We start from the raw sequence: 26,982 nt of genomic DNA on the forward strand, positions 1-26,982 counted from the left end.
AAATATGAAAAAGCTATTTTATATACTGGTAGTGGTTTTTATTTCTTTTCCTGCCCTGCTTGTTGCTTTAGGAACTGCGGAAAAAGTGCAGGTGAAAGATGTCAAATGTATTGGTAATGAGAGGGTAAGCAACCAGACAATAGGGTTCTATATAAAACTAAAATCTGGTGATTATATAAACGACGATGATATAGACTCAATTATAAAAGATCTATATAAAACAAAGTTATTTGCTAGTGTTAATGCTTACATAGATGATAAAAAAAATTTAGTAATAAAAATTCAAGAAAATCCACTAATTAACAAGATAATATTAAAGGGTAATAAGTTATTTAATAGCAAAGAGTTACTAAATAATGTGATTCAGTCAAAATCGCTAACTATTTTCACTGAAACAAAATTGCAAAACGATTTAATGAATTTAATCACTACTTATAGAAATAACGGTAAGGTTGGCGTTAAAATTGAATATGAGTTGGAGAAGCTCGATAGTAATAGGGTCAATCTAATTTTCAAAATAAAAGAAGGCAAAACCTCTAAAATTAAGGATATAAGATTTATAGGCAATAAAAACTTTTCTGAAAATGAGCTAGAGCAAGTTATTAAAAGACATAGTAATGACATATTTAGTAAGTTATTTAGAGCCATTTTTAAAGGCGAAAATCATTATTCACCGCAATATCTATTGATTAACACAGAATTGCTCGATCGTTTTTATTCGTCTAAGGGATATATTCAAAATAATATTCAACCAATTGTTGAGGTTGATAATAACAATCAAACAGAGTTAACTTTTTTGATTGACGAAGGACAGCAGTATTTGTTTGGAAATAATGAGGTTAATATTGAAACTGAAATTCAGGATTTGAGCCTAAAAGAAGAAATATTGGATTTTATAACAGAGGAAAACGATAAGATATTTAATAGAGTTAAAATTAATAATACAGTAGAAAAAATAAACAAATATTTAAATGAAAAAGGATACATATTTGCAAAAGTTAATCCAGAGTATGCACAACGTGACAACGTTGTAGATGTAACCTACAGAGTGCTGCCGGGTAAAAAGATTTATATAAATCAAATTACAATTGATGGTAACGATCGCACTTTAGATAAAGTGATCAGAAGTAAGCTAAGTGTAGCAGAAGGTGATGCATACAATATATCTGAGATTCAAAAGTCACGTAAAAAACTAATGAGTAGTGATTTTTTTGAAACAGTGAAAGTAAATAGTTACGCAGTTAATGACAATACAGTAAATCTTGACTTAAATGTTAAAGAAAAAAACACTACTTCGTTGTATTTGGGAGGCGGTGTGTCTCTTCCTGGTGGAGCATTGATTAAAATTGACCTCAAAGACCGTAATTTATTTGGTACTGGAAAAGAGCTCTCTTTTGCTCTTGAAAAAAGTCAATACGTATTTTCTACTGATTTAGAGTTTGTTGAAAATAATTTTAACGATTCTGATACGTCACTAGGCATGGGTGTATTTTATGAAAAACAAGATAAACCAAACACTACTTTTGATAGTTGCGATATGGGATTTTTTACAAAGTTATCATATAAAGTCACAGAGAACTTAACTAATTCCCTTCGCTATTCTTATAAGTATAATCATATACACATGGATAATAAGGGTGGACAAGACACCGATATCTCTGAAATAATACTGGACCGAAAAGGTAAACATCAGATTTCATCAGTGGGATACACGTTGGCATATAATAAACTGGATAATCTATATGCTCCAAAAGAAGGGTATTTACTGCGCTTAAGTCAGGATATTTCAGGATTGGGAGGAAACGTGAATTTCCTAAAATCTGAATTCTTATCTTTTTATACGCACCCTATATTAAGCAAAATTGACGATGATATAACGCTACGCTTTAAGATGGCGGCAGGTCATATTTTTTCTTATACTGATGAAAATCTAAACATTGGCCAGCACTTTTTTAAAGGGGGTAATGAGATTAGAGGGTTTGACCTTTCCGGTATTGGACCAAGAGCAGAAGACAAAAATAAAAGCTCATTAGGAGGCAAAACTTATTTTAATCTAACACAGCAAGTGGATTTTCCTCTACCAAAACTATATGACTATGCTGGTATCAAAGGCTCACTATTTGTTGACTATGCGACACTTTTTGGCTTAGATGATAAAAATAAGAAGTATGAAGGGAAATACTATGATAGCAAGCTTGTGAGAGTGTCACCAGGTTTTGGCTTTTCAATGCTTTCTCCTTTTGGTAGACTTAGATTGGATTTCGGGTTTCCTTTAGTAAAGGAATCTTATGATGTAATACCATCACCAAATGTTAAATTTTCTATTGAAGCGGGGATTTGAATGAAATATATACAGTTATTTATATCAGTTATTGCCTTAATTATTTCCTTATTTGTGGGGTATAAGTTTGTAGGATATCAACCTCAGAACACAAAAGCTGCAATTATCGATAGTGACAAAGTCATCAATGAATCTCTTGCTCTGCAAAATATACAACAACAAATAAAGGAGCAGAATTCTAGATTACAACAAGAATTTGAAAGTGAGTTAGAAAAACTTAAGCCATCAAAAGAAGAATTTGAACTTTTGTCAGAAGAAGCAAAAAAAGAAAAGACAGAACAGTTTAATAAGCACACTGTAAATACTAGAGATAATTACGCTAAAAAAATGTTACATTTAGAAGAAAGCTATAGAGACGCAGTAGAGAGTGTTTTTAACAAGATAAAAGAAGTCGCTAAAAAAACGGCAGAAAAAAACAACATAGATTTGGTACTATTTATTTCAAAAAAGAACCAAGTTTTATACTCCATGGATGAAGTTGATTTATCAGATGTGGTATTAAACAATATAAACAAGAAAATACCTGAATTTGCTTTGAAAGGCATTGAGTAGGCTTATGCAATTTAATATCAGTGATATTATAAAAATATTACCACATTCTTATCCGTTTCTCTTAGTAGATAGAGTTATAGAGTGTGATCCTGGTAAAAGTATAAAAGCAATCAAAAATGTGACTTTCAATGAGCCATTTTTTATTGGCCACTTCCCTGGTCATCCAATAATGCCAGGAGTCTTGATAATTGAATCTCTAGCTCAGGCATCTGCTATATGTGTTCTAGGTAAAGAAACAATAGAAAATAAAGTTGTTTACTTGAGATCCATTGAAAATGCAAAATTCAGAAAGCCAGTTACTCCAGGGGACACATTGATTCTTCAAGCTAACATTCAAAGTGTGTGTTTAGGTGTACACAAATTTAGGTGTATTGCATCTGTTAGCGAAGAAAAAGTTGCAGAAGCAACAATCTCAGCAGTACTGCAAAATAAATAAAATCTTCATCTGTAAGAAACAGCATGTACACTTTATAGTATAGCAATGAAGCTGAATTTCAAAATCTCATTTTCGAATCTATATACTCGCAATGGATTAACAAAATTAGATGAGACATTTTTGAATTATATTAAATCATGTGATGAGAGCTTGTTTTGTTCATTAATTGAAGCAAGAGAAAAAGCAGCTTCTTCTTCGATGTCATCCCAGTGTCACCTCCCATCATCCCAGTGTCACCCCCCGTCATCCCAGTTTCACCCCCCGTCATCCCAGTGCTTGACACTGGGATCTAGAAAACAAGAAGGACGGTCAGCTACTTGGATGACAGATAGTCAGTTAATAGTAGACCTCTCATATTTACTTGATGAATTTATTGCAAAACTTTTCAATGTTGAAAAAGAAATAGAGGAGCTAAAGAAAAAGCACAACGACTTTGCTGTAATATATAAGTGCAAAAGATTATTTGTCCAACGCTATGCATTGAAGAAATACACTAATGTGGCGAATATAGATATTACTAACAAACTAAGTCATTTTCTCACTTTGCCAACAACAGAAAAAAATTTTGCTGAGCAGGTGATGCATTGGTTTGAAGATAAAGAAAATCACAAAGAAGAAATAGAACTTGCAGCACAATATGCAGTGTGGAGAGTAAAAAATAAACAGAGTATATTATTCAGTATTCATAAAAAAATCGACCACGAAAACCTCATACCATTTTCTAAAAAAGAAGTGGACAAAGTTGAAGTGCTGTATTCAAATGAAGTAAAAAGACGATACGGTTTTGATCTAACAAGCAAAAAGGTGAGTTTGAATAAAGCACTAGATAATGCTCACTACTGCATATTTTGTCATAAGCAAAGTAAGGACAGCTGCTCAAAGGGGCTAATTAATAACGACAATACTTTTAAACAATCTCCACTAAAAGTTGAACTGCACGGCTGCCCACTAGAGCAGAAAATATCAGAAATGAATCTGGTGAAAAGCGAAGGGTACAGCATAGCAAGTCTTGCAATTGTGATGATAGATAACCCATTATGCGCAGCCACTGGACACAGAATATGCAATGACTGCATGAATTCGTGCATATATCAAAAACAAGAACCCGTAAATGTGCCAGCAATTGAAACAAGGATTCTGGATGATGTGCTCAGTTTACCGTACGGATTTGAAATATATTCTCTGCTCAGCCGTTGGAATCCTTTAAATTTTCAGCGTTCATTGCCAAGAGAAAACACCGGAAAAAACATTCTAATTGTAGGCCTTGGTCCTGCTGGTTTTAATTTAGCTCATCATTTGTTGAACGATGGGCATAACGTTATCACCATTGATGGACTAAAAATTGAGCCTTTGATCGATAATTTCCAGCTAATTAAAGATTTTGAACACGAAAAATTGAGTGAACGCACGGCAGGAGGGTTTGGTGGGGTGGCAGAATATGGTATTACTTCTCGGTGGGATAAGAATTACTTAAAGATTATTAGATTACTGCTGGAAAGACGTGAGCATTTCGCACTTTATGGAGGCATTCGTTTTGGTGGCACGATTAATGTTGATGACGCGTTCAACTCGGGTTTTGATCACATTGCCCTAGCACTTGGCTCTGGCAAGCCACGAATGATCAAAATAAAGAATATACTAGCTCGTGGAGTGCGTATGGCATCTGACTTTCTTATGTCGTTACAACTGACTGGCGCTCTTAAATTTGATTCTATAGCAAATCTGCAAGTTCGTATGCCGATAGTTGTAATAGGGGCTGGGCTTACTGCGATTGACACTGCCACTGAAGCTTTAGCGTATTATCCAATTCAAGTAGAAAAATTTCTTCTTCGTTATGAGATATTAGTTGATAAGTATGGAAAGGACTGTGTTGAAAAAGATTGGACAGAAGAAGAGCGCGAAATTGCGAATGAGTTTATATCACACGCACAATTGATCCGAGAAAAGCAAAAGTTAGCAAAAAAAGAGAATAGAGAAATAAAAATATTAGAGTTGATGCAGAGTCTCGGGGGAGTGAAAGTTATATATAGAAAAGAGCTAAAAGATTCACCAAGTTATCGATTAAATAGCGAAGAGGTGCAAAATGGGCTGTCAGAAGGGATTTACTTTATTGAAAACTTAGAGCCAGTTGAAGTTGTGACGGATAAATATAACCATGCTGAATCAATAAAACTGATAGACACAAAATCCGGCGAAATCAAACGTATAAAAGCACGTTCTATTTTTATAGCAGCAGGTACTGAGCCAAATACAGTTATTGCAACAGAAGATAAAAAGCATTTTAAATTAAGTAATGGGTATTTTACTCATTTGAATTCATCAGGAAAAGAAATAGACCCAATATTTTCTCCTAAAATGCAAAATAAAGATAGAATATTAGTGTATAAGCAAGGCAATAAAACAATCAGCTTTTTTGGTGATCTTCACCCTTCGTATAGTGGCAGCGTCGTGAAAGCTATGGCAAGTGCTAAGAACGGCTACCCTATTATTTCTCAGCTTTTGAGTGGAGTTAATAGCTTCGTTTCTGTCATTCCAGTGTGTGATGTTGTGGGCCAGAAAAAAAATGCGTGGTCAAGTGTTGAAGACCTGGCTAATAAAGAATTATTTAATAGAATCAAAGAGCAATTCACTGCAAAGGTTATAAAAGTTCAATATTTAACAGACAAAGTTGTGGAAATAGTGATCAAAGCACCACTTGCGGCAAAGAATTTTAAGCCTGGGCAATTCTTTAGATTGCAAAATTTTGAAACCAATGGCAGAAAAGCCAATAATACAAACCTTGCTATGGAAGGTATAGCCGTAACCGGCACTGAAGTAGACAAAAAAAAAGGAATTATTTCCACTATTGTGCTGGAAATCGGCGGCTCCACTAATTTATGCAGACACTTAAGAGAAGGCGAGCAAATAATTCTTATGGGCCCAACTGGCAGACCTACTGAGGTTTACTAAGTCTCAATATTAAAGTGATGCCAAATTTTATTTCAAAAAGTAAATAATTTACTAACGCTCGTGCACAAATTAAAAATAAATTATGCACGAGTGTAGCGTTATGAATTAGGAGTGCTATATTAAAGCTTACCTCACTATTAAAGCTGTCGGTCAGATTAGATTAAAAACCTAATCTGACCGGTTTCTCTATAACCCTCTAAACTCTGATATAATTATATGATAATTAGTTTAATTAGTGGTTAATATGCAAATTGATTTTATTCATATATTGAGATAGCATAAACCATATTGGTTTTAATTATTGTGCAACTTTATAAATCGTCACTGTTACTTCTACTGACTGTATTAATAGTTATAGTCCTAAAATTACCTGAAAATTTGAGCATTGCAGTAAATTGGTCTCTCCCAATTCTAGATTTTGATTTATCTTTTCGTACCATACTAATATCTTTTTTATCAGTTGCATTTTTAGCTGTTCTACCAGCACAAAATTTGACTTTTTCAGAGATGCTATCTTTTGCTGCTTACACTATTAGTTCACTTTATGCAGTTTTATCTGAACATATGATATTGGTTATAATATTCTGTGAATTAATGACCATCAGTGCATTTTTTATTATCGCAGCTAGCTGTAGAGATAGTGGACCTGCAATAAGGTACGCTTGTGTACACTTTTTCGTTGGAGTTATATTAATAGCAGGATTGGCACTTCAAAGCACTAACCTGATAATTTTGGGTTTATTGATAAACTGCGCTTGTTTTCCTTTTTCGTTTTGGGTTGTTGATGCATATCCTGCTGCATCGCTACATGGCACCACATATCTCTCTTTATTTACCACTAAAGTCTCTTTTTTAGTGATGCTTTTACACACTTATAACCTATGGCAAGATTGTACTGAAATATTAGCGCTTGTAGGCACCATCACTGCAATTTACAGCATTATATTTGCTTCTCTTGAGCAAAATATTCGCAGATTTTTATGCTATAACGTTGTAGGACAAATGGGCTTGCTGATTATTGCAGGAAGTTTGCTCAGTCCTTCGGAAAAAGCAATACCAATTTTGATACTGCATATAATCTTCTCTCTTGTTTATCAATCATTATTGTTTGTGGTCAGTAATTCGATTATTTCACAAACAAAAACAATTAGTTTTAATGGAGTGGGTAAACTGATGTCAGTGGAAGGCATGTGTGCTATAATCGCAATACTTACAATGGCTGCATTTCCTGGAACCGTTGGATTTATCAGTAAATCATATATCACAGCTGAAATTGAAATGAACACTGTTGCCTTAAAAGGGTATAAAAATTTATATAAGCTTCTAAATTTGCTGCTTCATTTAAGCGTGGGGCTAAAGTTTCTTTATTACTTATTTATTGCAAAAAGTAAGTCAAAACCTTTAGCAGAGAGAGGAGGCAAAATGACTATGATTATTTTAGCATTTATATGCGTAATCGCTGGCAATCCTTACTTACCTATTTACAATAAGCCTTCAATTTTTAATCTTGCGTACAACACAAAAAATATTTGGTCGCAATTTAATTTATTACTATGTACCACTTTATTGTTTATTCCTTTACGCAAGTTATTTTACCCGAGAGTAAATTTTAAAATGGATGTTGATTGGATTTTTAGAGCTTTCATACCCTATATTATCTTGCTGTTCAATCAGTTAGTCTCTAAAACTAGAGAAATGTTTGCCAGCGTAGTGCAAAACTTGACTAATCCACTTACTGGTTTATACTTTAATAATATTACTAAACTTAAAGAAGTGCTGGGTTATAACTCAGTGAGTTTTGTTTCAGCTTCTTCTCTCTTTTTAATGAGTATTCTACTAATGCTATTATGTTTAAATCGTTAACTGAAAGTTTAAATTCTGTATTTAGTAAACTGAGAGGAAAGTCAATCATTTCTGAAGATGATTTTAATCTTGCCATGCGTGAAATACGCATAGCCTTAATTGAAGCTGACGTTTCACTTGAAGTTGCAAAAAAATTCATCAACGACATTAAAGATAAAGTGATTGGGGAAAAAGTCATAAAAAGTGTTTCTCCAGCACAAATGATAATTAAAATTGTACAGGATAATTTAGTTGCAGTTCTCGGATCAGAGAAAAGTGACTTAAATCTAGCAGTTAAACCCCCTGCTGTGATTATGATGGTGGGCTTACAAGGTGCAGGTAAAACAACTACCTCAGGAAAGCTTGCTTTAAAACTAAAAAAGCAAAAGAAAAAAGTGATGCTTGCCTCTTTAGACATTTATAGGCCTGCTGCCCAGAAACAACTTGAAGTGCTAGGTAAACAAATAGATGTGCAAACTTTACCTGTAGTAATAGATGAGAAGCCCATTACAATTACAAAAAGGGCAATAGCAATAGCAAAGAACGATAATTATGATGTATTAATACTAGACACTGCAGGCAGGCTTCATATTGACAATAATATGATGAATGAGTTGAAAGCCGTAAAGGAAATAGCTTCACCTGCAGAAGTTATTTTAGTAGCCGACGCAATGATAGGCCAGGATGCGGTCAACATTGCCAAATCATTCAATGAGGTAATAGGTGTAACCGGCATTATTCTCACCCGTGTTGATGGTGATGCACGTGGTGGTGCTGCTCTTTCTATGAAAATGATCGCCGATTGTCCAATTAAATTTATTGCTTGTGGTGAAAAATTAAGTGACCTCGATGATTTTTATCCCGATAGAATTGCAAAAAGGATACTTAGCATGGGTGATGTTGTATCATTGGTTGAAAAAGCTGCTGAGATTGTTGGTCAGGAAGAAATTGATAAGTTACAAAAGAAAGTGAAAAAAGGTAAATTCGACCTAAACGACCTAGTGGGAATGTTAAAAACTCTGAGTAAAATGGATGGCATTAGCAACATAATGAAATTCATTCCTAGTTCATTTACAAAAAAGCTAAGTAGCAGTGTGCCAGATGACAATAAAGTGAAAAAATATATAGCCATCATAAACTCAATGACTGAAAAAGAAAGGCAAAATCCAGATATTTTAAATGGCAAAAGAAGACTTAGAATTTCTAAGGGGTCCGGAACAACTGTAACTGACATTAATCTTCTAATTAAGCAGTATAATCAAATGAGCTCTATGGTAAATAAGTTCAGTAAAGTTGACCATAGTAAACTCAAAGAATCTGATTTGATGGATATGCTAAGCAGAAAGTAAGTGACCTTACCTTTAGCTATATCAAAAGCCGGCTTAGGTCTCGCAAAAAAATTTACAGCTTCTTGCTAGCCAAGAAATTTATTATTAATTTTAAGAAATACTATAGCTGACCCAAGCAACACGTCATACCGCGATTCATTTCATAACTGTACGAACATTGTAGTGTGGGCCACCAGTGGGGTGTCATCCGAGTAGCTTGACTACTTGGATCCAGAAAAAAGAATGGTGTCATGAAAGTAGCTGACACTGGTCTCCATCCAAAAGGGTGCCATCCGAGTAGCTTGACTACTTGGATCCAGGAAACTTAATTGCAAGTAATGCATTGGGTTTGGTGAGTATGGGTTTTGCGTTATAGAATGAAGCACTTTTTGTGAATTTGTAAAGAAAACTGGATCCAAGTAGTCAGGGCACTGGGATGACATCATCCTTTTTTTTGGATTCCAGACTGGAATGACAGCAGTCCTACGTCATACCGCGATTCATTCGCGGTATCTCTAGATCCCGCTAACAAGCAGCGGGATGACGGTTGTCGTTTAGCTACAAATATTAAGAAATTTACCAAACGAAAAAAAGGCAAAAGAAGCCCCGTGGTGGTTGGCTATTTACTATGTACTAAAATATCGGCGTTTTTTTTATTCTAAAACGCTTGATTAAGAGCGATTTAGCTGCTTTTAACTTGCAACTAACCTACACCGCAAGTGTTTAAGAAATTTACTAAGCAGGAAAAAAGGCAAAGAAACCCCGTAGTAGCTAGCATTCAAATTCTCCCTTGTCAATTTGACGTTTTTTGCTGTCTTAAACGCTTTGTAAGCTCGTTTCGGCTTATATAGGTAAAAACCTAAAAATTTTTAAAGACATGCGATGCACGTAGTGCGAAAAATTAAACATGAGACGCCAAATACCCTAAGTTTTTTGTCATTAACCTGCACAGATTGCGAAGATAAATAAATAGCTTCAGTTTCATGATAAGGGGGCTGGCGGAGTTTGTCAAGTAGGTTTTTTCGTTTCTATTGTAATGACAGTTATGGCCTGTGCAAGAAATCTATTGATTTACAGCAGGTTCTTTGTTACAGTTCGTAGTTATGCAAAGAAACTTAAAGCCTCATGAGTTTATTTACAGCCAGTGATTTACATAATTTGGAGCTGTATAGCTGAGTATTGTATATGATAATATTGATAACAAACGATGATGGCTTTGGAAGTGAAGGAATAAAATTACTCAAAGAGGTTGCACGGAATTTTGCGTCAGAAATATGGATAGTGGCACCAGATACTGATAGAAGCGGAGCTGCAAGATCTCTTGATTATCCAGTGAAACAATCTATTGGAATAAAACAACATAGTGAAAGGGAATTTAGTGTGTCTGGTACTCCTGCAGACTGTGTCATTATTGCGCTAAATAAAGTTATGAATAAAAAACCAGACTTAATATTGTCCGGAGTAAATATTGGATCAAATGTCGGGGACGATATTTGTTATTCAGGAACAATTGGTGCTGTAATGGAAGGTGCTGCAAGGTCTATACCTTCTATTGCACTGAGCCAAGTTTATCATGATAAAATAGACTGGCACAATACAAAGGTTTTTGCACCAAAGGTTATTGCCAAGCTCGTTAAGGTTGGTTGGCCTAAAAACATAGTGATGAGTGTAAATTTTCCTGCTACAGAAAAAGTAAAAGGAGTAGAATTTGCTGAACAAGGTGAATATAACATTGATGGGGATTTAATTTTTACTGAAAATTCGAATGGCTCTTTTAGCTTAAATTGGTCTCGAGAGCACTCAGGCAGTGGTAGTGTAAATAAAATAAAAGAAGGATTTATTACTATCACACCAGTAAAATTAGATTTTACAGATTATGATACATTGAATGCTATGAAAAATTCTTGTGCAGACGAATTTTCTTCTATAGCTGACTGAGAAAAACATTTGCATTGCTCCTAATTAGATGTTTTCTATTGTGTTATCGCGAGCAATTATTTTTTCTTCACCTGTATCCATGTTTTTAATCTTTAAAGTTTTACTACTCAATTCTTCATCGCCAAAAATTAAAGCAACTTTAGCATTTGCTTGATTTGCTTTTTTCATTCGGGTTTTAAGCGCTCCGCTATATTCATAGATCACATACAAATCATTTCTGCGCAATTCATTTGCAAGTGTTAGGGCATATTCTTCAGCCTCTCTACCGATTGGAATTAGGTAAATAGGTCGCTCTTCTTTCGGAGAATAATTGATTAACTCCATTATGCGTTCAATACCTCCTGCAAATCCTATTGCTGAAGTGTGTTTTCCACCCACTGAAGATACTAAATTATCGTATCTTCCACCGGCAAAAACTGCCCCTTGTGCGCCTAAATCCTCTGTAACAAACTCAAACACTGTGTGGCAATAATAATCCAAACCTCGAACTAGTTTATTGTTTACGGTATAAGGTATATCAAGAATTGTTAATCCATTTAGTATTTGTTCAAAGAAATCTGAGGACCCTTTCGTATAATAATTGCTGATTTTAGGAGCATCAGAAATTATTGATTTATCTTTCTCATCCTTGGAATCCAGTATTCTGAGTGGGTTTTTGATCAACCTATTTTTGCTATCTTCTGATAGATCATTTTGATACTTTGTAAAGTATAAGATCAAAGCTTCTCTATACTTAGTTATTGTTTCACCATCACCTAAAGAGTTGATTTCCAGCTTTACATTTTTATTGATGCCAAATTCAGTTAGTAAGTGCTGAACGAGTGATATCAATTCAATATCAGCTTTTGGATCTTCTATGCCAAAAACCTCAAAATTTATCTGATGAAATTGCCTTTGTCTTCCCTTTTGCGGCCTTTCATAGCGAAATGCAGGTCCTGTTGAGAATAATTTTATCGGTGTTTGCAGTTTTTTTTCAATGAGTAGCCTAACAATCGCTGCAGTGAACTCAGGACGTAAAGTTATGCTCTTTCCCCCTTTATCATTGAAGCTATACATCTCTTTAGTGATGATATCTGAGCTATCACCTAAGGTTTTTGTAAAAACCTCCGTGTATTCAAATATTGGAGTTTGGGCGGGCAAAAAGCCGTATAGACTTGAGATTCTATTTGCTGTTTGCTGAATGTATTTAAACTTGTACCATTCATCAAACAGGAGATCTTTTGTTCCTCTAACCGTTTGATTAGTCATAGTGTGGTCTCTATACCCGCAACCTCTGGTATGTGGTAGCTCAGCATATTCTGCACTCCTTGCTTGAGGGTAATTGCAGCACTTGGGCATCCAGAGCAGGCTCCTTGCAGCTCAACATAAACTATTCCATCTTTATAGCCACGGAATTTGATATCACCACCGTCTTGAGCAACTGCAGGTTTGATATAACTTTCCATCAATTCTTTTATTCTATTTACAATTTCTATATCATTTTCATCGAAAAATTCCTCATCTGATATATTATTATCATTCACTCCTTCTTTATCTAGCGCTTTTCCACCTGAAGTAAAGTGATCCATGATTGTAGTTAAAATTTCTACTTTTAGTGTATCCGAATTAATTCCACCCAATTTTGTTACTGAAATAAAATCATGACCAAAAAACACTCTTACCACATGTTCTATTTGAAAAAGATTTGCTGCTAACTTGGAGTTTTTTATTTCATCTGCATTTGAAAAATCAGCCGTTTCTCCTTCGTTTAGAATTGCAAATCCAGGAAGGAATTTTAGCGTATTTGGGTTTGGTGTTTCTTCAATCTGGATGAACATGTTATTTACCATGACAATTATAATTGTTACTATTTAATCATAAAATGATAAAAAAATATACATGTCATTCATCTTTTTTCTTTTTTTAGTATTCATAGTAATTACATTTGTCTTGCCTAGCGTTGTTGTATTTTTTCTTTTCCTGACAAAAAAAAATAACATAAGTTTCATGATGAACTCTATATTGAGTAAGTTTTTGAACGAATTTAATAGCAGTAGAAGTTATACTGAAAATTACACTGGTGACAACATATCCAAAGATGAAGCATTAAAGATACTGGGGCTGAATCCTGAGGCAAGTCAAAATGAAATCAATAAAGCATATCAAAATTTAATGAAGTTAGTTCATCCAGATAAGGGAGGCTCGGAATATTTTGCACAAAAGTTAAACGCGGCACGTGATAGGTTGCTGAAGAGGTAATTAATATTGCTTTAAAGTTTTTATTTGTGCATAAAGGATAAGCTGCTACAATAAAACGAGTTAAAGGTAGAGAAAGCTTTAAGTTATGCAAGATGATACTAAAAAAAAAACAACGATAGAAGAAGAAAAAGGCATATTAGGGTGGATAGAATATAGACTGCCTATATTTTCTTTTCTAAAACACACCTCTTCTTATCAAGTACCAAAAAACTTAAATTATGCTTGGAACTTTGGCTCTTTGGCTGGTATAGCGCTAATTTTACAAATAATAACAGGTATATTTCTTGCTATGCACTACACTCCGCATGTTGATTATGCGTTTAATAGTGTAGAGCGCATAATGCGGGATGTGAATTACGGGTGGTTAATACGCTACACTCACGCTGTTGGAGCATCGCTCTTCTTTATGGTAGTCTATGTTCATATAATGCGTGGATTATATTACGGATCTTATAAAAGACCGAGAGAGATGGTGTGGTTTATTGGAATATTTATATTTTTTGCAATGATGGCAACTGCCTTTATGGGGTATGTATTGCCTTGGGGACAAATGAGTTTCTGGGGTGCAACAGTTATAACCAACTTATTTTCTGCTATACCTTTAATTGGCAATAAAATAGTTATATGGTTATGGGGTGGTTTTTCAGTGGATAACCCAACACTTAACCGTTTTTTCGCTCTGCATTATCTTCTGCCTTTTGTTATTATTGCTTTAGCTATGCTTCATGTGATAGCTCTGCATAGGTTTGGCTCTGGTAACCCAAGTGGAGTGGAGGTAAAATCAGATAAGGATACCATCCCTCTCTATCCTTATTATATAGTCAAGGATTGCATAACTTTTGGTCTGTTTTTTGTAGTTTTGTTCGCATTTGTTTTCTATGCTCCCAATTATCTTGGACATCCAGACAATTATATAGAAGCTGACTCTATGGTAACTCCGGTACACATAGTGCCAGAGTGGTATTTTTTACCTTTTTATGCAATGCTACGTTCAATTCCAGATAAACTTACTGGTGTGCTTACCATGTTTGCGTCTATTTTAGTGTGGTTTTTGTTACCTTGGCTTGATAAATCAAAAGTTAAAAGTGGTGCTTATCGCCCGGTGTTTAAGAAATTTTTTTGGGTTTTTGCAATAAATTTTGTACTTCTTGCCTGGCTTGGAGGACAAGAGGTAAAAGAGCCTTACATCACTATGAGTAGGCTATCTACTCTTTATTACTTTGCATACTTTGTGATAGTTTTACCACTGCTTAGTAAGTATGAAAAGCCAAAAGAACCACCAAAAACCTTAAGTGATTCTGTGCCGGAGATGAGGTGATGTCAATTCAAAGCAGATCTCTTACAAAATTCTCTGTCATCCCAGAACTCTCTCCTGTCATCCCAGAGCCCTCTTTTGTCATCCCAGTGCTTGACACTGGGATCCAGAAAAAAAATAAATGGATTCCAGCATCATGTACACAATTGTATGAACGTTGTATACAACACACAGTGTCATTCCACTATCTTCCGTTTTCATCCCAGTGCTTGACACTAGGATCCAGGTATAAAAATACTTACAAATCATGCAATGGACAACAGATTCTAGGAGTGCACGATAACCATAATGTCAGTGATGAAATAAGCTGGATTCCAGTGTCAGCTACTTGCATGACATCAATTCGAAATTTACTAAAACAGTGGTTATGCATGGGATCTAATGTATTTGCAATCTTCTGCATGTTATTTCTATCTAGTCTTATATCTGCAGAAGAATTTAAATCATCACCAAATAAGAAAATAGACTGGAAATTTGATGGAATTGTCGGATCTTTCGATAGAGAGTCAATTCAGCGTGGCTATAAAGTGTATAAAGAAGTCTGTGCTGCTTGTCATTCAATGAATAGGGTAGCATTTCGTAATTTGCAAGATGTTGGTTTTTCTGAAGAAGATGTAAAACAGATTGCAGCTTCTTATCAAGTTAAAGATGGCCCAAATGATTTGGGTGAAATGTTCGATAGACCTGGAATACCTTCGGATTATTTTATTGCACCTTTTGATACAAAAGAAGCAGCTGCAGCAAGCAACAATGGTGCAGTCCCACCAGACTTATCATTAATTATTAAAGCAAGGCATGATGGTGCAAATTATGTCTATTCATTGTTAACAGGCTATCAAAACGGCGAACACGATGAAAATGATTTATATTTTAATTCGTATTTTCCAACAGGCAGATTAGCTATGGCGCCACCACTTTCTGAAGAAATGGTGGAATATGATGGTGCAAGGCAAGCCACAGTTGAAAATATGGCGTATGATGTGATAAATTTTTTACAATGGGCAGCAGAGCCAGAATTAGAGCGCCGGCATAAACTTGGATTAAAAGTAGTGGCGTATTTTATAATTTTAACAGTGTTTTTTGTATTAACTAACAACAAAGTTTGGAGCAAGCTCTATAAAAAGAAGTGATAGTCAATTTTGCCTCAAGCACAATGGTTGTCATCCAAGTAGCTAACACTGGTTCCTTTATGACAGTGTCATCCGAGTAGCTGACACTGGGATAGCTTTGTCGCATCGTACCTTATACGGTAATAATTTACGATAAATTCATGTAGCCATTTCGAATTTAGCCATACCAATGTCAGTAAATTTATTAAGCAAATAGCACTTAATGAGCAGTTCTTTTTCACGATTTAGATGTATGGTCCCAGAGAGTGATGGTATACTATCATCATCATTTAAGGAGTCATTATGGGACAGATATTACATGGGTGCGCCAAAACAACACAGACGATTCGTAGAGCAATACAAAATAGAAAAGAGAGCATAGCAAAACTCTCCAAGCATTATAACCTTAATCCAAAAACTATTATTAAGTGGAGAAAACGTTCATTTACGAAAGATGCTGATATGGGTCCAAAGCATCCAAGATCAACTGTTTTAACGCTAGAAGAGGAAGCTATAATAGTTACATTTCGCAAGTATACACTACTGCCACTAGATGATTGCCTTTACGCTCTGCAGTCTACAATTCCGCATTTGACTCGCTCTAGCTTGCATCGTTGTTTACAAAGACACAACATTAGCAGATTACCAACTGTTGATGGAGAAGTTAAGTCAAAAAAGAAATTCAAACAATATCCTATCGGTTACTTTCATATTGATATTGCTGAAGTTAGAACTGAGGAGGGCAAATTACATTTGTTTGTTGCTATTGATAGGACATCCAAATTTACCTATGTTGAGTTGTGTAACAGTGCTACAAAACCCATAGCTGCTGAGTTCTTACGTAATTTGATTAGAATTTTACCGTATAAAATCCATACTATTTTGACAGATAACGGTATACAATTTACAAACCAGAAGCGTCATAAGTATGCTTTCCAACATATATTTGATAGAGTTTGCGAAGAGAATGTTATTGAACATCGTTTGACAAAAGTTAGCCATCCTTGGACGAATGGGCAAGTCGAGCGTATGAATAAAACTTTAAAGGATGCTACAGTTAAGAAGTATTACTATCAATCGCACCAGCAACTTAAAGAACACCTTTATAACTTTGTTATGGCTTATAATTATGCAAAGAGACTCAAAACTCTTAAGGGTCTTACTCCTTATGAATTTATATGTTATCAGTGGACACAGTCTCCAGAATTATTTATACTAAATCCACACCATCACACTCTGGGACCATACAAGGGTTTTATACTAGGTTGTTACGTAGGCGCTGCTAACGAAAATGATAGAGATGGTATTAAAATAGCATTAAACAATATGAGAACAAAATATACTAAAGTTAAAAAAATGTGGGCTGACATGGGATACCAAGGAAGAAATTTAAAGAATCACATAAAGGAAGAATATGACATAGATATTGAAATTGTTACAAGGCCTCCATGTAGATTTTGGGTGCACAAAGATACGCCACCTGAGCTACTACCAACAAGAGAACAAGGGTTTAAAGTACAGCCAAGAAGATGGGTTGTAGAAAGGACTTTTGCTTGGGTTAATAGGAATAGAAGGCTATCGAAGGAGTATGATTTACTCACAACATCCACTGAGAATTTCATATACCTAGCTATGAGTAGGGTTATGTTAAAGAGGGAATATGCTTGAATTTACTAGTTTCCGGACAACCTCTAATACCAATTCCCATTACAGGGCAAACAGATGGACAATGATGGAAGAAAAGCCATACTGAAGTAAGTAAAATAGCGAGGTTTAAATGGCATTAAGATCAAAATTATTGGATGAAAAAGTAGTAGAATCAGCAAAAGAAATGCTGAAGAAAGTAAGGAATAATGCATATGTTTCAAAAAAACTAAATGCTGTAATTGCAGCAAAAAAGTACAGTATAACGGCTGTAGCAAAAATATATTGCATTTCAAGAAGCGCACTAACTTCGTGGGTAAAACTCTTGAAAATTGGCAGAGAAGAAAAACTGTTTGCTCCTTCACAACGTCGTAGAAAAACTAAATTAAATCAGGCTCAACTACAGCAAATTGAAGAGTGGATAGAAGAAAATCCTAATATCACCATTAAAGAAATGAGAATAAGAATCCAGGAAAAGTTCGGATTAAATATCAGCAAATCTACAGTACACCGCCATATGCAAAAGATGAAATTCTCATATATTACACCAAGACCAGTTCATAATGGACAAGATAAAAGCAAACAAGAGGAATTCAAAAAAAAATCTCAATGGAGCTATTAGCAAGTATCCAGAAAAAGAGCTATTTTTCTTTGATGAATCACGGTTTGGTGCACATTCAAAAGTTGGACATGTGTGGTTTAAAAAGGGGATTAGAACACAGGTTAAAACAAAATTAGGTAGGCAAAATTTCTATCTCTATAGTGCAGTTAATCCTAGAAATGGAGAGAGTTCTAGCTTATTTGCACCAAATGTCAACACTGATTGCATGAACATATTTCTTGAGCAAATTTCGCAATATCTAGAAACACGAGAGGCTTTTCTCGTTATGGACTGTGCTAGTTGGCATAGGTCAAAAAATTTAAAGGTACCTAAAAATATCGACATTATATACCTACCTCCATACTCACCTGAGCTAAATCCTGTTGAGAGGCTTTGGTTATATATAAAACAGAACATTTTGCGCAATAAAATATACGATACAATTGCTCTACTTGAGGGTGCTTTGTGCAAATTTATTACTTCTCTTGCCAGCTCCACAATTAAACAACTCTGCAATGTTTCCTATTTGACTGGACAACAATGAGAATTGGTATAAGAGGTTGTCCGGAAACTAGTAAATTCAAGCATATTCCCTCTTTAACATAACCCTACTCATAGCTAGGTATATGAAATTCTCAGTGGATGTTGTGAGTAAATCATACTCCTTCGATAGCCTTCTATTCCTATTAACCCAAGCAAAAGTCCTTTCTACAACCCATCTTCTTGGCTGTACTTTAAACCCTTGTTCTCTTGTTGGTAGTAGCTCAGGTGGCGTATCTTTGTGCACCCAAAATCTACATGGAGGCCTTGTAACAATTTCAATATCTATGTCATATTCTTCCTTTGTGTGATTCTTTAAATTTCTTCCTTGGTATCCCATGTCAGCCCACATTTTTTTAACTTTAGTATATTTTGTTCTCATATTGTTTAATGCTATTTTAATACCATCTCTATCATTTTCGTTAGCAGCGCCTACGTAACAACCTAGTATAAAACCCTGAGTGTCTGTAATTATATGCCTTTTTCTACCCTTTACTTTTTTACTTCCATCATAGCCTTTGATCCCCCCTTTTCTGTAGTCTTTACAGATTGACTATCTACTATACAGGCACTCGGCTGCTCATTCCTTCCTATTTTTCTTCTACTATATTTTGTAATTTCATAATTCATTTTCTCAAAAATTCCCTGCTTCTTCCATTGCCTGAACTGCTCATACACAGTCTTCCATAGCGGAAAATCATTTGGTAAATACCGCCATTGACACCCTGTACGCAATACATAGAAAATTGCTTCTAATATTTCTCTTTTGCTATACTTTGGCGGCCTTCCTCCTTTCTTGTATGATACTCTGAAGTGTTTTTCTATTCTTGCCCATTCCCTTTCGCTTAGATCTGTTGGATACTTTTTTCTCATCTTTACCCCGTACTAAAATTTCAGATATTATAGCCTTTTACTTGTTTCCGGACAACCTCTTAGATGATGAGAAAAGAACACACTGCCCTTATTCTACTGGCCGTATAGCTACTTTCAAATTTAATCAATTAAGCAAGAGGCCCCTATGCAAACCACACTAAAAAATCATTTAGCTGGAGAATTACTTACCACCGCTACGTGCTGGAAATTAAAGCTCGCAGGTGGAGAAGTAATGGGATTCACTGACTATGATGAAGATTTAAATATTGATAATATACTCTATAAATCTTCAAGTGGATTTACAGCCAGTAGTATAATATTAAACAGCGATTTAAAAACTGATAATCTAGAAATTGAAGGGATATTAAATAGTGCTGATATTAAAGAAGAAGATGTTTTATCAGGAAAGTACGACTTTGCAAATATTGAAATATTTCTTGTGAATTATAAAGACTTGACCCAGGGAACAATGAATCTACATTCAGGAATTTTTGGTAAAGTGACATTAAGTAGTGGAAGATTTATTGTTGAAATTAGAGGGCTTTCAGCAAAGCTTGAGAGAAGCATAGCAGAATTATACTCTCCTGCATGCAGAGCACAATTTTGCGATGATAAATGTAAAGCCGATACTAAAAAATTTAGTAAAATAAGTACAATCACTAAAGTAATAGACGAAAGAAGATTTGAAGACACGAATTTAACTGAGAGTGATGAATATTATAAGCACGGAGTAGTAAAATTCTTTGGCTCAATAGCGTTTGAAGGTGTAGTAAAAGAATATAAAAATAAAGTAGTTACGTTGTTTACTTCGCCTCCATACCAAATTTTTGCTGGAGATAAATATTCAATACTCGCAGGTTGCGATAAAACATTTCCAACTTGCAGAAGCAAGTTTAACAATACTGTGAATTTTCGTGGTGAACCCTATATACCAGGTTTTTATATTGTTTAGCAGTACAATTTTCAATATTATGAATAAGCATGGAAAGGTGGCTGAGTGGTCTAAAGCACACGCTTGGAAAGCGTGCACATATGAAAATATGTCGGGGGTTCGAATCCCCCCTTTTCCGTATGTTGCTTCTAGAATAGTATAAAACCCCCGGTCGCGCACACAACTGTACGAACATTGTAATATGGTACAATGTTACAACTATGCGGTGGTAATTTACGATAAATTCATGTAGCCATTTCAAATTTAGCCATACCAATGTCAGTAAATTGATTAAGCAAATAACACTTGAGTAGCAGTTCCTTCCCACGATTAATTTCAGATTTGTTCCGAAAATTAAACCCGAATGTTTGTTTCAGTCGCGAGAAAAAACTTTCTACATAAGATCTTTTTCCGTAGTTTGTTTGCCTTTTCCACCTCTTCATTCCATCTTCGCTGTATGACTTTATTAGTCTAATTGCAGCATTTCTCTCTGCCATACTTTGGATGCTCTGCTGCGTTGTTTTTCGGAGGAATTTTCGTTTTTATACCATATTGATTACACAGCTTATAGAGCTTTTCTCTGTCATATGCCCTATCTGCATATAGTACTTTTATGACATACTGAAAATCGACTTCTTTTAGCAAATCACAAGCTCCATAGTGATCAGACCGTTACTGTATTTTACAGCTATGGCTTTTTTGCTGTTTGTATTCAACATTACATGCAATTTTCTTGTCTGTTCATAGCTGCGATACTTTCTATCTTCGCTATTTTCTTTGCTATGACCAGGAGTGTTGTTGTATATACTAATTCCTGTACTGTCTATGGCAATTTCGATATCTTCCATATTATTTTTATCAATTCTGCAATCATTGATCTTAATATTAAGTTTTTTTTGAAGCTTGCGAATAGCTGATAACTGCCAAATCTCTTCCTATTTGTTGCAAATATCCTTTTATAAACCCGACTGTTTGTCTTAAGCCAATTCTAAAAAGATTAACGATTATATGCACTAAAATCACAACTTTATCACTATAAATATAGTTGCCGCCCTGCATTTTTGGACTATTTTCATACCAATTTTCGATAGCTTTATCGATGTAACGAAAAATATTTCCTCTTTTTTCTAGAAATTTGTTATATTCATGGCAGTTACTAACTCTCATTTTTTGTGGCATATTTTTCCTTAAGCGGTTAAATGGCTATTTTATAATGAATTTTGTCAGTAGCCACCAGATTTTTTCAGTTGCGATGCAACAGAGCCATCCCAGTGTCAAGCACTGGGATGACAGGAAAAGAGGCTATTTGGATGACATCTTTCTTCTTGGTATAAATTACTTTTATATCTCAATGTTCGTACAGCTATGCACGTTGCCGCATAGTGGATGAGGTGTACTACCTCTAAGAGTATACATTATCTCACATAATAATATAATATTTCGTTCATAAATCAACGTTTTTAACATGCAGCAAGAACATTTCCGTTGTAATTAAGGTTCTTAAGATGTATATTAATGAATCTTGTTTTCAATAAATAATGAAAGTAATAATTGTCATGATAATGTTATTGTGTAGCAGTTACACAATGGCAAGCGAGAGAATAAGTCTAGTGGATAAAAAACTATCTCAAGGATATGTAGCTCCAGTGCTTACAGAAAATAGCGTTATTTTATCAGACAAGCACGGCGCTTTATATTCCTTTGATATTGATAACTCAAAGGCTATGAATTGGAAATTACACCTCTCACACAGAAAAAAAATTAGTAACATGAGCCTATTGCGTCACAGAGGAAACGTTTTCTTTATAGTGGATAACGTTCTACACACAATAGATGCAAAAACCGGCAAGATTCAGTGGGAAAAAGAATTGAGAGCTCCAGTAAGAGAGAAAGCAGCAGTAATAAACAATAAATTGGTAGTATTGACTATTGATAATTATCTGTACGTGTTTGATATAAAAGATGGCAGCTTCGTTTGGGCTTATCAAAACGGTATCAATGAGGTTCGAGGTTTGTATTCCATATCGCCAGCAATTTCTAACGATAAAATAATAGCGCCATTTTCAAATGGTGAGTTAATAGCTTTTAATGAAGACGGTAAAAAATTGTGGAGCCAAAAATTGGCTACAAACCTTTTGGATACACAGCTCACAGATGTAACTACTACACCGAGAGTGCTTGGCGATACTTTAATAGCTACAAACAATTCTTATATTTATGGTATTGACGTAAAATCAGGGAATATTTTATGGTCAAAGTCACTGCAAGTAAAAAGTGTATCAGACATTGAATCATATTACAGTCCTCTTATTCCTCCAAAGGAGCAAAAAGAAGGCGGAAGAATTTTTATAGTTACTAAAGACGATAAAATAATTGGCCTGGATATAAAAAATGGAGAAACAGTCTGGGCATCTGATTTAATAGAAAATACGCAATTGTTTGCTCCAATTATGCATGCCCATACACTGTGGGTGACAAGCAATAAAGGTTCAATGTTTGCTTTTCCGGGATCTGAAAATGCAGGAAAGGTAGTCAAAGTACCTGGCAATGTGTTTCACACTCCAGTGTTTACTCACGATAAAATATATGTAACAACTGAGGGAAAAGGTGTTTATTCTTTAGAAAATAGGTTTGTTCTTTATGATTGATTATGACCTGATTGTTATAGGTGGTGGTCCAGGTGGTTATAAGTGTGCTATCGCTGCTGCAAAACTTGGATTGAAAGTTGCCTGCATAGATAAAAATAGCATTTTTGGTGGTACGTGCCTGCGGGTTGGGTGCATACCCTCCAAAGCATTGCTCCATTCTTCCTATCAGTATGCTCACACGAAAAATGATCTGTCGAAGTTTGGCATAAAAATTAAGGACGCAAGTTTCGACTTAAAAGAAATGCTAGGCTATAAGGATGCCAGAGTTCAGGAACTTGGAAAAGGTATAGAATATCTGTTTAACCTTCACAAAATCACTAAAGTCAATGGGCTTGGGGAAATTACTTCTTTTGACCAAGGTAATCTTGAAGTTTCAGTTGAAGGTAAGGTGCTGAAGACAAAAAATATAGTAATTGCAACCGGTTCTGACGTTATTTCTTTGCCAGGAATTAATATCGATGAGAAAAGTATTATTTCTTCCACCGGTGCACTATCTTTAACTGAAGTACCAAAAAAACTTGTCGTAATCGGAGCCGGGGCAATAGGGCTTGAAATGTCTTCTGTATGGAGGAGGCTAGGGTCTGAAGTCACTGTAGTAGAATTTTTTGACAGAATCGCTGCAGCAATGGATGGAGAATTAAGTAAGTCTCTATTTTCTAGTCTACAAAAACAAGGAATAAAATTTTTACTTAGCACTAAAGTTGAGGAGATAAAACAAAGTAGTAACTCTTTGAGTGTGAAAGTTTGCTCTGCTCAAGATAACCAAACAAATACTATAGAAGCAGATAAGGTGCTGGTTGCAGTAGGTCGCAAACCATGCACTGAGAATCTTGGTATTGATGAAAAAATAGAAAAAGATAATCGCGGTTTCGTTCAAGTTAACAACAGATATGAAACTAATGTGAAAGGAATATTTGCTATTGGTGATGTGATCGGTGGAGCAATGCTTGCTCATAAAGCAGAGGAAGAAGGGGTAGCAGTTGCAGAGATAATCGCTGGGCAAGTACCTCACGTTGATTATGGAATCATACCATCTGTCATTTACACTCACCCTGCGGTTTCTTCGATTGGTAAAACCGAAGAGGAACTCAAAAATGCTGGCCGTGAATACAAAGTGGGTAAGTGTCAATTTGCTGCAAATGGCAGAGCAAAAATCACTGATGATGCTGAAGGATTCGTGAAAGTGCTGACTTGTAGCAGAGCAGATACAATACTAGGTGTGCATATCATAGGAGCATACGCTGATACGCTAATCAACGAAGCAGCGGTTGCAATGGCATATGGCGCAGCAGCAGAGGATATATACAGAATTTGTCACTCTCATCCTGATATAAATGAAGCCTTTCGAGATGCGTGCATCGATGCTTTCTTTAAAAAATAATTGTGGACCTCGGTTCAATCATTGAAAAATGGTATGAGTGGCTGAGGTGCAACAGATCTTATTCACCAAACACTTTAGAGTCATACATGAGGGACTTGAAGGATCTTATAAGTTTCCTAAATACTCACATTGGTGGAGAAGTAAATGTCGGCACTTTGGAAAAATTGAGCGTACCTGAGTTAAGAAGTTGGCTTACCTCTCGTTACGCAAGAGGTGTGAATGCAAGATCTAACGCTCGTGCATTGTCAGTAATCAGAAATTTTTTCAAGTACATAAAAAACAACTACAATATAGACAATGAAGCTGTATTTTCCTTATCAAGGCCAATTCAGAGAAGAACTTTGCCCAAAGCATTATCAATACCTAATATAAAAACTTTATTGAAAGAAATGAAACTATCCGATCTGGGCGAATCTTGGGTGGTAAAAAGAGAAATTGCGATTATCGTCCTGCTATATAGTACAGGCTTAAGAATCAGTGAAGCGTTGAACCTTAGGGTTAGTGATATTAACAATGAAAGTTTAATAGTAACAGGTAAGGGAGATAAACAAAGGCAGGTATTCATTCTTCCGGTAGTAAAAAAATGTATACAGGAATATGTAAAAACCTGTCCTTATCTTGGCATTAATGATGAAGCACAATATCTTTTTTTAGGAGTAAGAGGAAAAAAATTGGGAAGAACTTATGTGGCTAATCGTTTGCAGAAAATAAGGAGAATATTAAATCTGCCAGAAATCTTATCTCCACATGCATTTCGTCATAGTTTTGCTACTCATTTGCTTCAGGAAGATATTGACATAAGATCAATACAACAACTGCTTGGTCATTCGAGTCTTGAGACCACTCAAGTTTACACTCACCTCAATTATCAAGATGTTTTTAATATGTATAAGAATTTCCAACAAAGTTTGGAGAAGAAGCCAAAACCCTTGTAACTCGAGGATTATCTGTGGCACTACCAGGTCCTATGTCTTTTTCATCTCCTTTGTATAAAAAATATCCTACTAAAAGAAGAACCAGTGCAACTGCTGTAAGACAAGAACCTATTACTGGATAATCGTATAAAACTGCTAAACATGCACCAACAGCAAACGCTCCAGATAATACAAAAGCAGCAGAAGCGTAGTTGCTTTGTTTTTTACCAGGAGAAATTGCTTGCGAGGGTTTTTCGTTTTTATTACTCAGACTTTCAGTACAGAGCCGTCTATTTTCTGATGAAAGCCTATCTCTTTCTTCAGTCAGTCGAGCTACTTGATTAGTAATACCAATTCTCATTGTTGTCCAGTCAAATAGGAAACATTGCAGAGTTGTTTAATTGTGGAGCTGGCAAGAGAAGTAATAAATTTGCACAAAGCACCCTCAAGTAGAGCAATTGTATCGTATATTTTATTGCGCAAAATGTTCTGTTTTATATATAACCAAAGCCTCTCAACAGGATTTAGCTCAGGTGAGTATGGAGGTAGGTATATAATGTCGATATTTTTAGGTACCTTTAAATTTTTTGACCTATGCCAACTAGCACAGTCCATAACGAGAAAAGCCTCTCGTGTTTCTAGATATTGCGAAATTTGCTCAAGAAATATGTTCATGCAATCAGTGTTGACATTTGGTGCAAATAAGCTAGAACTCTCTCCATTTCTAGGATTAACTGCACTATAGAGATAGAAATTTTGCCTACCTAATTTTGTTTTAACCTGTGTTCTAATCCCCTTTTTAAACCACACATGTCCAACTTTTGAATGTGCACCAAACCGTGATTCATCAAAGAAAAATAGCTCTTTTTCTGGATACTTGCTAATAGCTCCATTGAGATTTTTTTTTGAATTCCTCTTGTTTGCTTTTATCTTGTCCATTATGAACTGGTCTTGGTGTAATATATGAGAATTTCATCTTTTGCATATGGCGGTGTACTGTAGATTTGCTGATATTTAATCCGAACTTTTCCTGGATTCTTATTCTCATTTCTTTAATGGTGATATTAGGATTTTCTTCTATCCACTCTTCAATTTGCTGTAGTTGAGCCTGATTTAATTTAGTTTTTCTACGACGTTGTGAAGGAGCAAACAGTTTTTCTTCTCTGCCAATTTTCAAGAGTTTTACCCACGAAGTTAGTGCGCTTCTTGAAATGCAATATATTTTTGCTACAGCCGTTATACTGTACTTTTTTGCTGCAATTACAGCATTTAGTTTTTTTGAAACATATGCATTATTCCTTACTTTCTTCAGCATTTCTTTTGCTGATTCTACTACTTTTTCATCCAATAATTTTGATCTTAATGCCATTTAAACCTCGCTATTTTACTTACTTCAGTATGG

Annotated in this window: 25 protein-coding genes, 1 tRNA gene and 2 pseudogenes; 19 read left to right on the forward strand and 9 right to left on the reverse strand. The window is 35.2% G+C overall.

The features are described 5' to 3' along the window. The first annotated feature begins 4 nt into the window (after positions 1-4). From bamA to surE, 7 genes are all read left to right on the forward strand, one after another. Positions 5-2,341 carry an outer membrane protein assembly factor BamA gene (bamA, locus tag AACH21_RS05675; protein WP_338482421.1) on the forward strand — a complete coding sequence of 779 codons (2,337 nt, stop codon included), beginning with the start codon at positions 5-7 and terminating at the stop codon, positions 2,339-2,341. After that, on the forward strand, positions 2,342-2,893 hold the full coding sequence (locus AACH21_RS05680) for an OmpH family outer membrane protein (protein WP_077188197.1): 552 nt from the start codon (positions 2,342-2,344) through the stop codon (positions 2,891-2,893). It begins immediately after the preceding gene. Between the two features lie 4 nt (positions 2,894-2,897). Then, on the forward strand, positions 2,898-3,329 hold the full coding sequence (gene fabZ / locus AACH21_RS05685) for a 3-hydroxyacyl-ACP dehydratase FabZ (protein ID WP_006279640.1): 432 nt from the start codon (positions 2,898-2,900) through the stop codon (positions 3,327-3,329). Between the two features lie 45 nt (positions 3,330-3,374). Next, entirely contained in the window at positions 3,375-6,278 is a 2,904-nt protein-coding gene (locus AACH21_RS05690; protein WP_338482422.1) for an FAD-dependent oxidoreductase, read from the forward strand. Between the two features lie 303 nt (positions 6,279-6,581). Continuing rightward, complete coding sequence (locus AACH21_RS05695) at positions 6,582-8,141, forward strand: proton-conducting transporter membrane subunit (RefSeq protein ID WP_236514983.1); 1,560 nt, start codon at positions 6,582-6,584, stop codon at positions 8,139-8,141. Continuing rightward, positions 8,126-9,469 carry a signal recognition particle protein gene (gene ffh / locus AACH21_RS05700; protein ID WP_095742798.1) on the forward strand — a complete coding sequence of 448 codons (1,344 nt, stop codon included), beginning with the start codon at positions 8,126-8,128 and terminating at the stop codon, positions 9,467-9,469. The genes AACH21_RS05695 and ffh overlap by 16 nt, the downstream gene beginning before the upstream one ends. Before the next feature lie 1,164 nt (positions 9,470-10,633). Further along, positions 10,634-11,386 carry a 5'/3'-nucleotidase SurE gene (surE, locus tag AACH21_RS05705; protein WP_077190543.1) on the forward strand — a complete coding sequence of 251 codons (753 nt, stop codon included), beginning with the start codon at positions 10,634-10,636 and terminating at the stop codon, positions 11,384-11,386. Positions 11,387-11,410: 24 nt separating this feature from the next. Here the strand turns inward: surE and hisS are convergent, their stop codons facing one another. Beyond that, positions 11,411-12,634 carry a histidine--tRNA ligase gene (gene hisS, locus AACH21_RS05710; protein ID WP_077188193.1) on the reverse strand — a complete coding sequence of 408 codons (1,224 nt, stop codon included), beginning with the start codon at positions 12,632-12,634 and terminating at the stop codon, positions 11,411-11,413. Beyond that, positions 12,631-13,203 (reverse strand): NifU family protein, encoded by a 573-nt coding sequence (locus AACH21_RS05715; RefSeq protein ID WP_338482826.1) that lies wholly within the window; start codon positions 13,201-13,203, stop codon positions 12,631-12,633. Before AACH21_RS05715 ends, hisS begins: the two co-directional genes overlap by 4 nt. A 169-nt stretch (positions 13,204-13,372) precedes the next feature. Between AACH21_RS05715 and AACH21_RS05720 the strand changes: the two genes are divergently transcribed. The 6 genes and pseudogenes from AACH21_RS05720 to AACH21_RS05745 all read left to right on the forward strand — a co-directional run bounded on the left by AACH21_RS05720 (position 13,373) and on the right by AACH21_RS05745 (position 18,837). Further along, positions 13,373-13,624 carry a J domain-containing protein gene (locus tag AACH21_RS05720; RefSeq protein WP_236514981.1) on the forward strand — a complete coding sequence of 84 codons (252 nt, stop codon included), beginning with the start codon at positions 13,373-13,375 and terminating at the stop codon, positions 13,622-13,624. An 85-nt stretch (positions 13,625-13,709) separates the two neighbouring features. Further along, positions 13,710-14,942 carry a cytochrome b/b6 gene (locus AACH21_RS05725; protein ID WP_338482423.1) on the forward strand — a complete coding sequence of 411 codons (1,233 nt, stop codon included), beginning with the start codon at positions 13,710-13,712 and terminating at the stop codon, positions 14,940-14,942. 368 nt (positions 14,943-15,310) lie between these two features. Beyond that, positions 15,311-16,069 (forward strand): cytochrome c1, encoded by a 759-nt coding sequence (locus AACH21_RS05730; RefSeq protein WP_338482827.1) that lies wholly within the window; start codon positions 15,311-15,313, stop codon positions 16,067-16,069. Positions 16,070-16,351: 282 nt separating this feature from the next. Further along, a pseudogene (locus tag AACH21_RS05735) lies at positions 16,352-17,296 on the forward strand (IS481 family transposase); the annotation flags it as partial. Further along, a pseudogene (locus AACH21_RS05740) lies at positions 17,297-17,716 on the forward strand (IS5-like element ISWpi1 family transposase); the annotation flags it as partial. 109 nt (positions 17,717-17,825) lie between these two features. After that, a protein-coding gene (locus AACH21_RS05745; protein WP_338482425.1) for an IS630 family transposase occupies positions 17,826-18,837 on the forward strand; the annotation gives its coding sequence in 2 pieces (ribosomal slippage) (positions 17,826-18,287 and positions 18,289-18,837; 1,011 coding nt in all). Between the two features lie 36 nt (positions 18,838-18,873). Here AACH21_RS05745 and AACH21_RS05750 read toward each other — a convergent pair. After that, positions 18,874-19,706 (reverse strand): IS5-like element ISWpi1 family transposase gene (locus AACH21_RS05750; RefSeq protein ID WP_338482219.1). Its coding sequence is split into 2 segments (ribosomal slippage): positions 18,874-19,337 and positions 19,337-19,706, totalling 834 coding nucleotides; the frame shifts between segments, so codons are not numbered across the junction. A gap of 145 nt (positions 19,707-19,851) precedes the next feature. Here AACH21_RS05750 and AACH21_RS05755 point away from each other — a divergent pair. Next, positions 19,852-20,658: a DUF2163 domain-containing protein gene (locus AACH21_RS05755; RefSeq protein ID WP_010962809.1), complete on the forward strand. Its 807-nt coding sequence runs from the start codon at positions 19,852-19,854 to the stop codon at positions 20,656-20,658. Positions 20,659-20,689: 31 nt separating this feature from the next. Continuing rightward, positions 20,690-20,776 (forward strand) — tRNA-Ser (locus tag AACH21_RS05760). Between the two features lie 106 nt (positions 20,777-20,882). Here AACH21_RS05760 and AACH21_RS05765 read toward each other — a convergent pair. From AACH21_RS05765 to AACH21_RS05780, 4 genes are read right to left on the reverse strand one after another with little or no spacing between them, the layout of a single operon-like run. Continuing rightward, positions 20,883-21,134: a hypothetical protein gene (locus AACH21_RS05765; protein WP_022626339.1), complete on the reverse strand. Its 252-nt coding sequence runs from the start codon at positions 21,132-21,134 to the stop codon at positions 20,883-20,885. Further along, positions 21,109-21,282 carry a transposase gene (locus tag AACH21_RS05770; protein WP_338482426.1) on the reverse strand — a complete coding sequence of 58 codons (174 nt, stop codon included), beginning with the start codon at positions 21,280-21,282 and terminating at the stop codon, positions 21,109-21,111. The genes AACH21_RS05765 and AACH21_RS05770 overlap by 26 nt, the downstream gene beginning before the upstream one ends. Then, complete coding sequence (locus tag AACH21_RS05775) at positions 21,276-21,485, reverse strand: hypothetical protein (protein ID WP_338482427.1); 210 nt, start codon at positions 21,483-21,485, stop codon at positions 21,276-21,278. Before AACH21_RS05775 ends, AACH21_RS05770 begins: the two co-directional genes overlap by 7 nt. A 37-nt stretch (positions 21,486-21,522) precedes the next feature. Continuing rightward, positions 21,523-21,816, reverse strand: a complete 294-nt coding sequence (locus AACH21_RS05780; RefSeq protein WP_080717625.1) for a transposase — start codon at positions 21,814-21,816, stop codon at positions 21,523-21,525. A gap of 34 nt (positions 21,817-21,850) precedes the next feature. Between AACH21_RS05780 and AACH21_RS05785 the strand changes: the two genes are divergently transcribed. From AACH21_RS05785 to AACH21_RS05800, 4 genes are all read left to right on the forward strand, one after another. Further along, on the forward strand, positions 21,851-22,027 hold the full coding sequence (locus AACH21_RS05785; RefSeq protein ID WP_265014317.1) for a hypothetical protein: 177 nt from the start codon (positions 21,851-21,853) through the stop codon (positions 22,025-22,027). 148 nt (positions 22,028-22,175) lie between these two features. After that, positions 22,176-23,285, forward strand: coding sequence for a PQQ-binding-like beta-propeller repeat protein (locus AACH21_RS05790; protein ID WP_077188230.1), 1,110 nt, complete (start codon positions 22,176-22,178; stop codon positions 23,283-23,285). Then, positions 23,278-24,666 (forward strand): dihydrolipoyl dehydrogenase, encoded by a 1,389-nt coding sequence (lpdA, locus tag AACH21_RS05795; RefSeq protein WP_236514553.1) that lies wholly within the window; start codon positions 23,278-23,280, stop codon positions 24,664-24,666. Before AACH21_RS05790 ends, lpdA begins: the two co-directional genes overlap by 8 nt. Before the next feature lie 2 nt (positions 24,667-24,668). Further along, complete coding sequence (locus AACH21_RS05800; protein ID WP_006279615.1) at positions 24,669-25,601, forward strand: tyrosine recombinase XerC; 933 nt, start codon at positions 24,669-24,671, stop codon at positions 25,599-25,601. Here the strand turns inward: AACH21_RS05800 and AACH21_RS05805 are convergent. Both AACH21_RS05805 and AACH21_RS05810 read right to left on the reverse strand, forming a co-directional pair. After that, complete coding sequence (locus tag AACH21_RS05805; protein WP_338482430.1) at positions 25,546-25,941, reverse strand: hypothetical protein; 396 nt, start codon at positions 25,939-25,941, stop codon at positions 25,546-25,548. The two genes, AACH21_RS05800 and AACH21_RS05805, sit on opposite strands and share 56 nt — an antisense overlap. Beyond that, positions 25,938-26,949, reverse strand: a protein-coding gene (locus AACH21_RS05810; RefSeq protein ID WP_338482425.1) for an IS630 family transposase whose coding sequence is annotated in 2 segments (ribosomal slippage) — positions 25,938-26,486 and positions 26,488-26,949 — 1,011 coding nt in all. Because the reading frame shifts where the segments join, the coding sequence is not laid out codon by codon here. The genes AACH21_RS05805 and AACH21_RS05810 overlap by 4 nt, the downstream gene beginning before the upstream one ends. Positions 26,950-26,982: the final 33 nt, after the last annotated feature.

Origin of the sequence: Wolbachia endosymbiont (group A) of Ophion costatus (assembly GCF_963969245.1) — a bacterium.
Lineage (GTDB): Bacteria > Pseudomonadota > Alphaproteobacteria > Rickettsiales > Anaplasmataceae > Wolbachia > Wolbachia pipientis.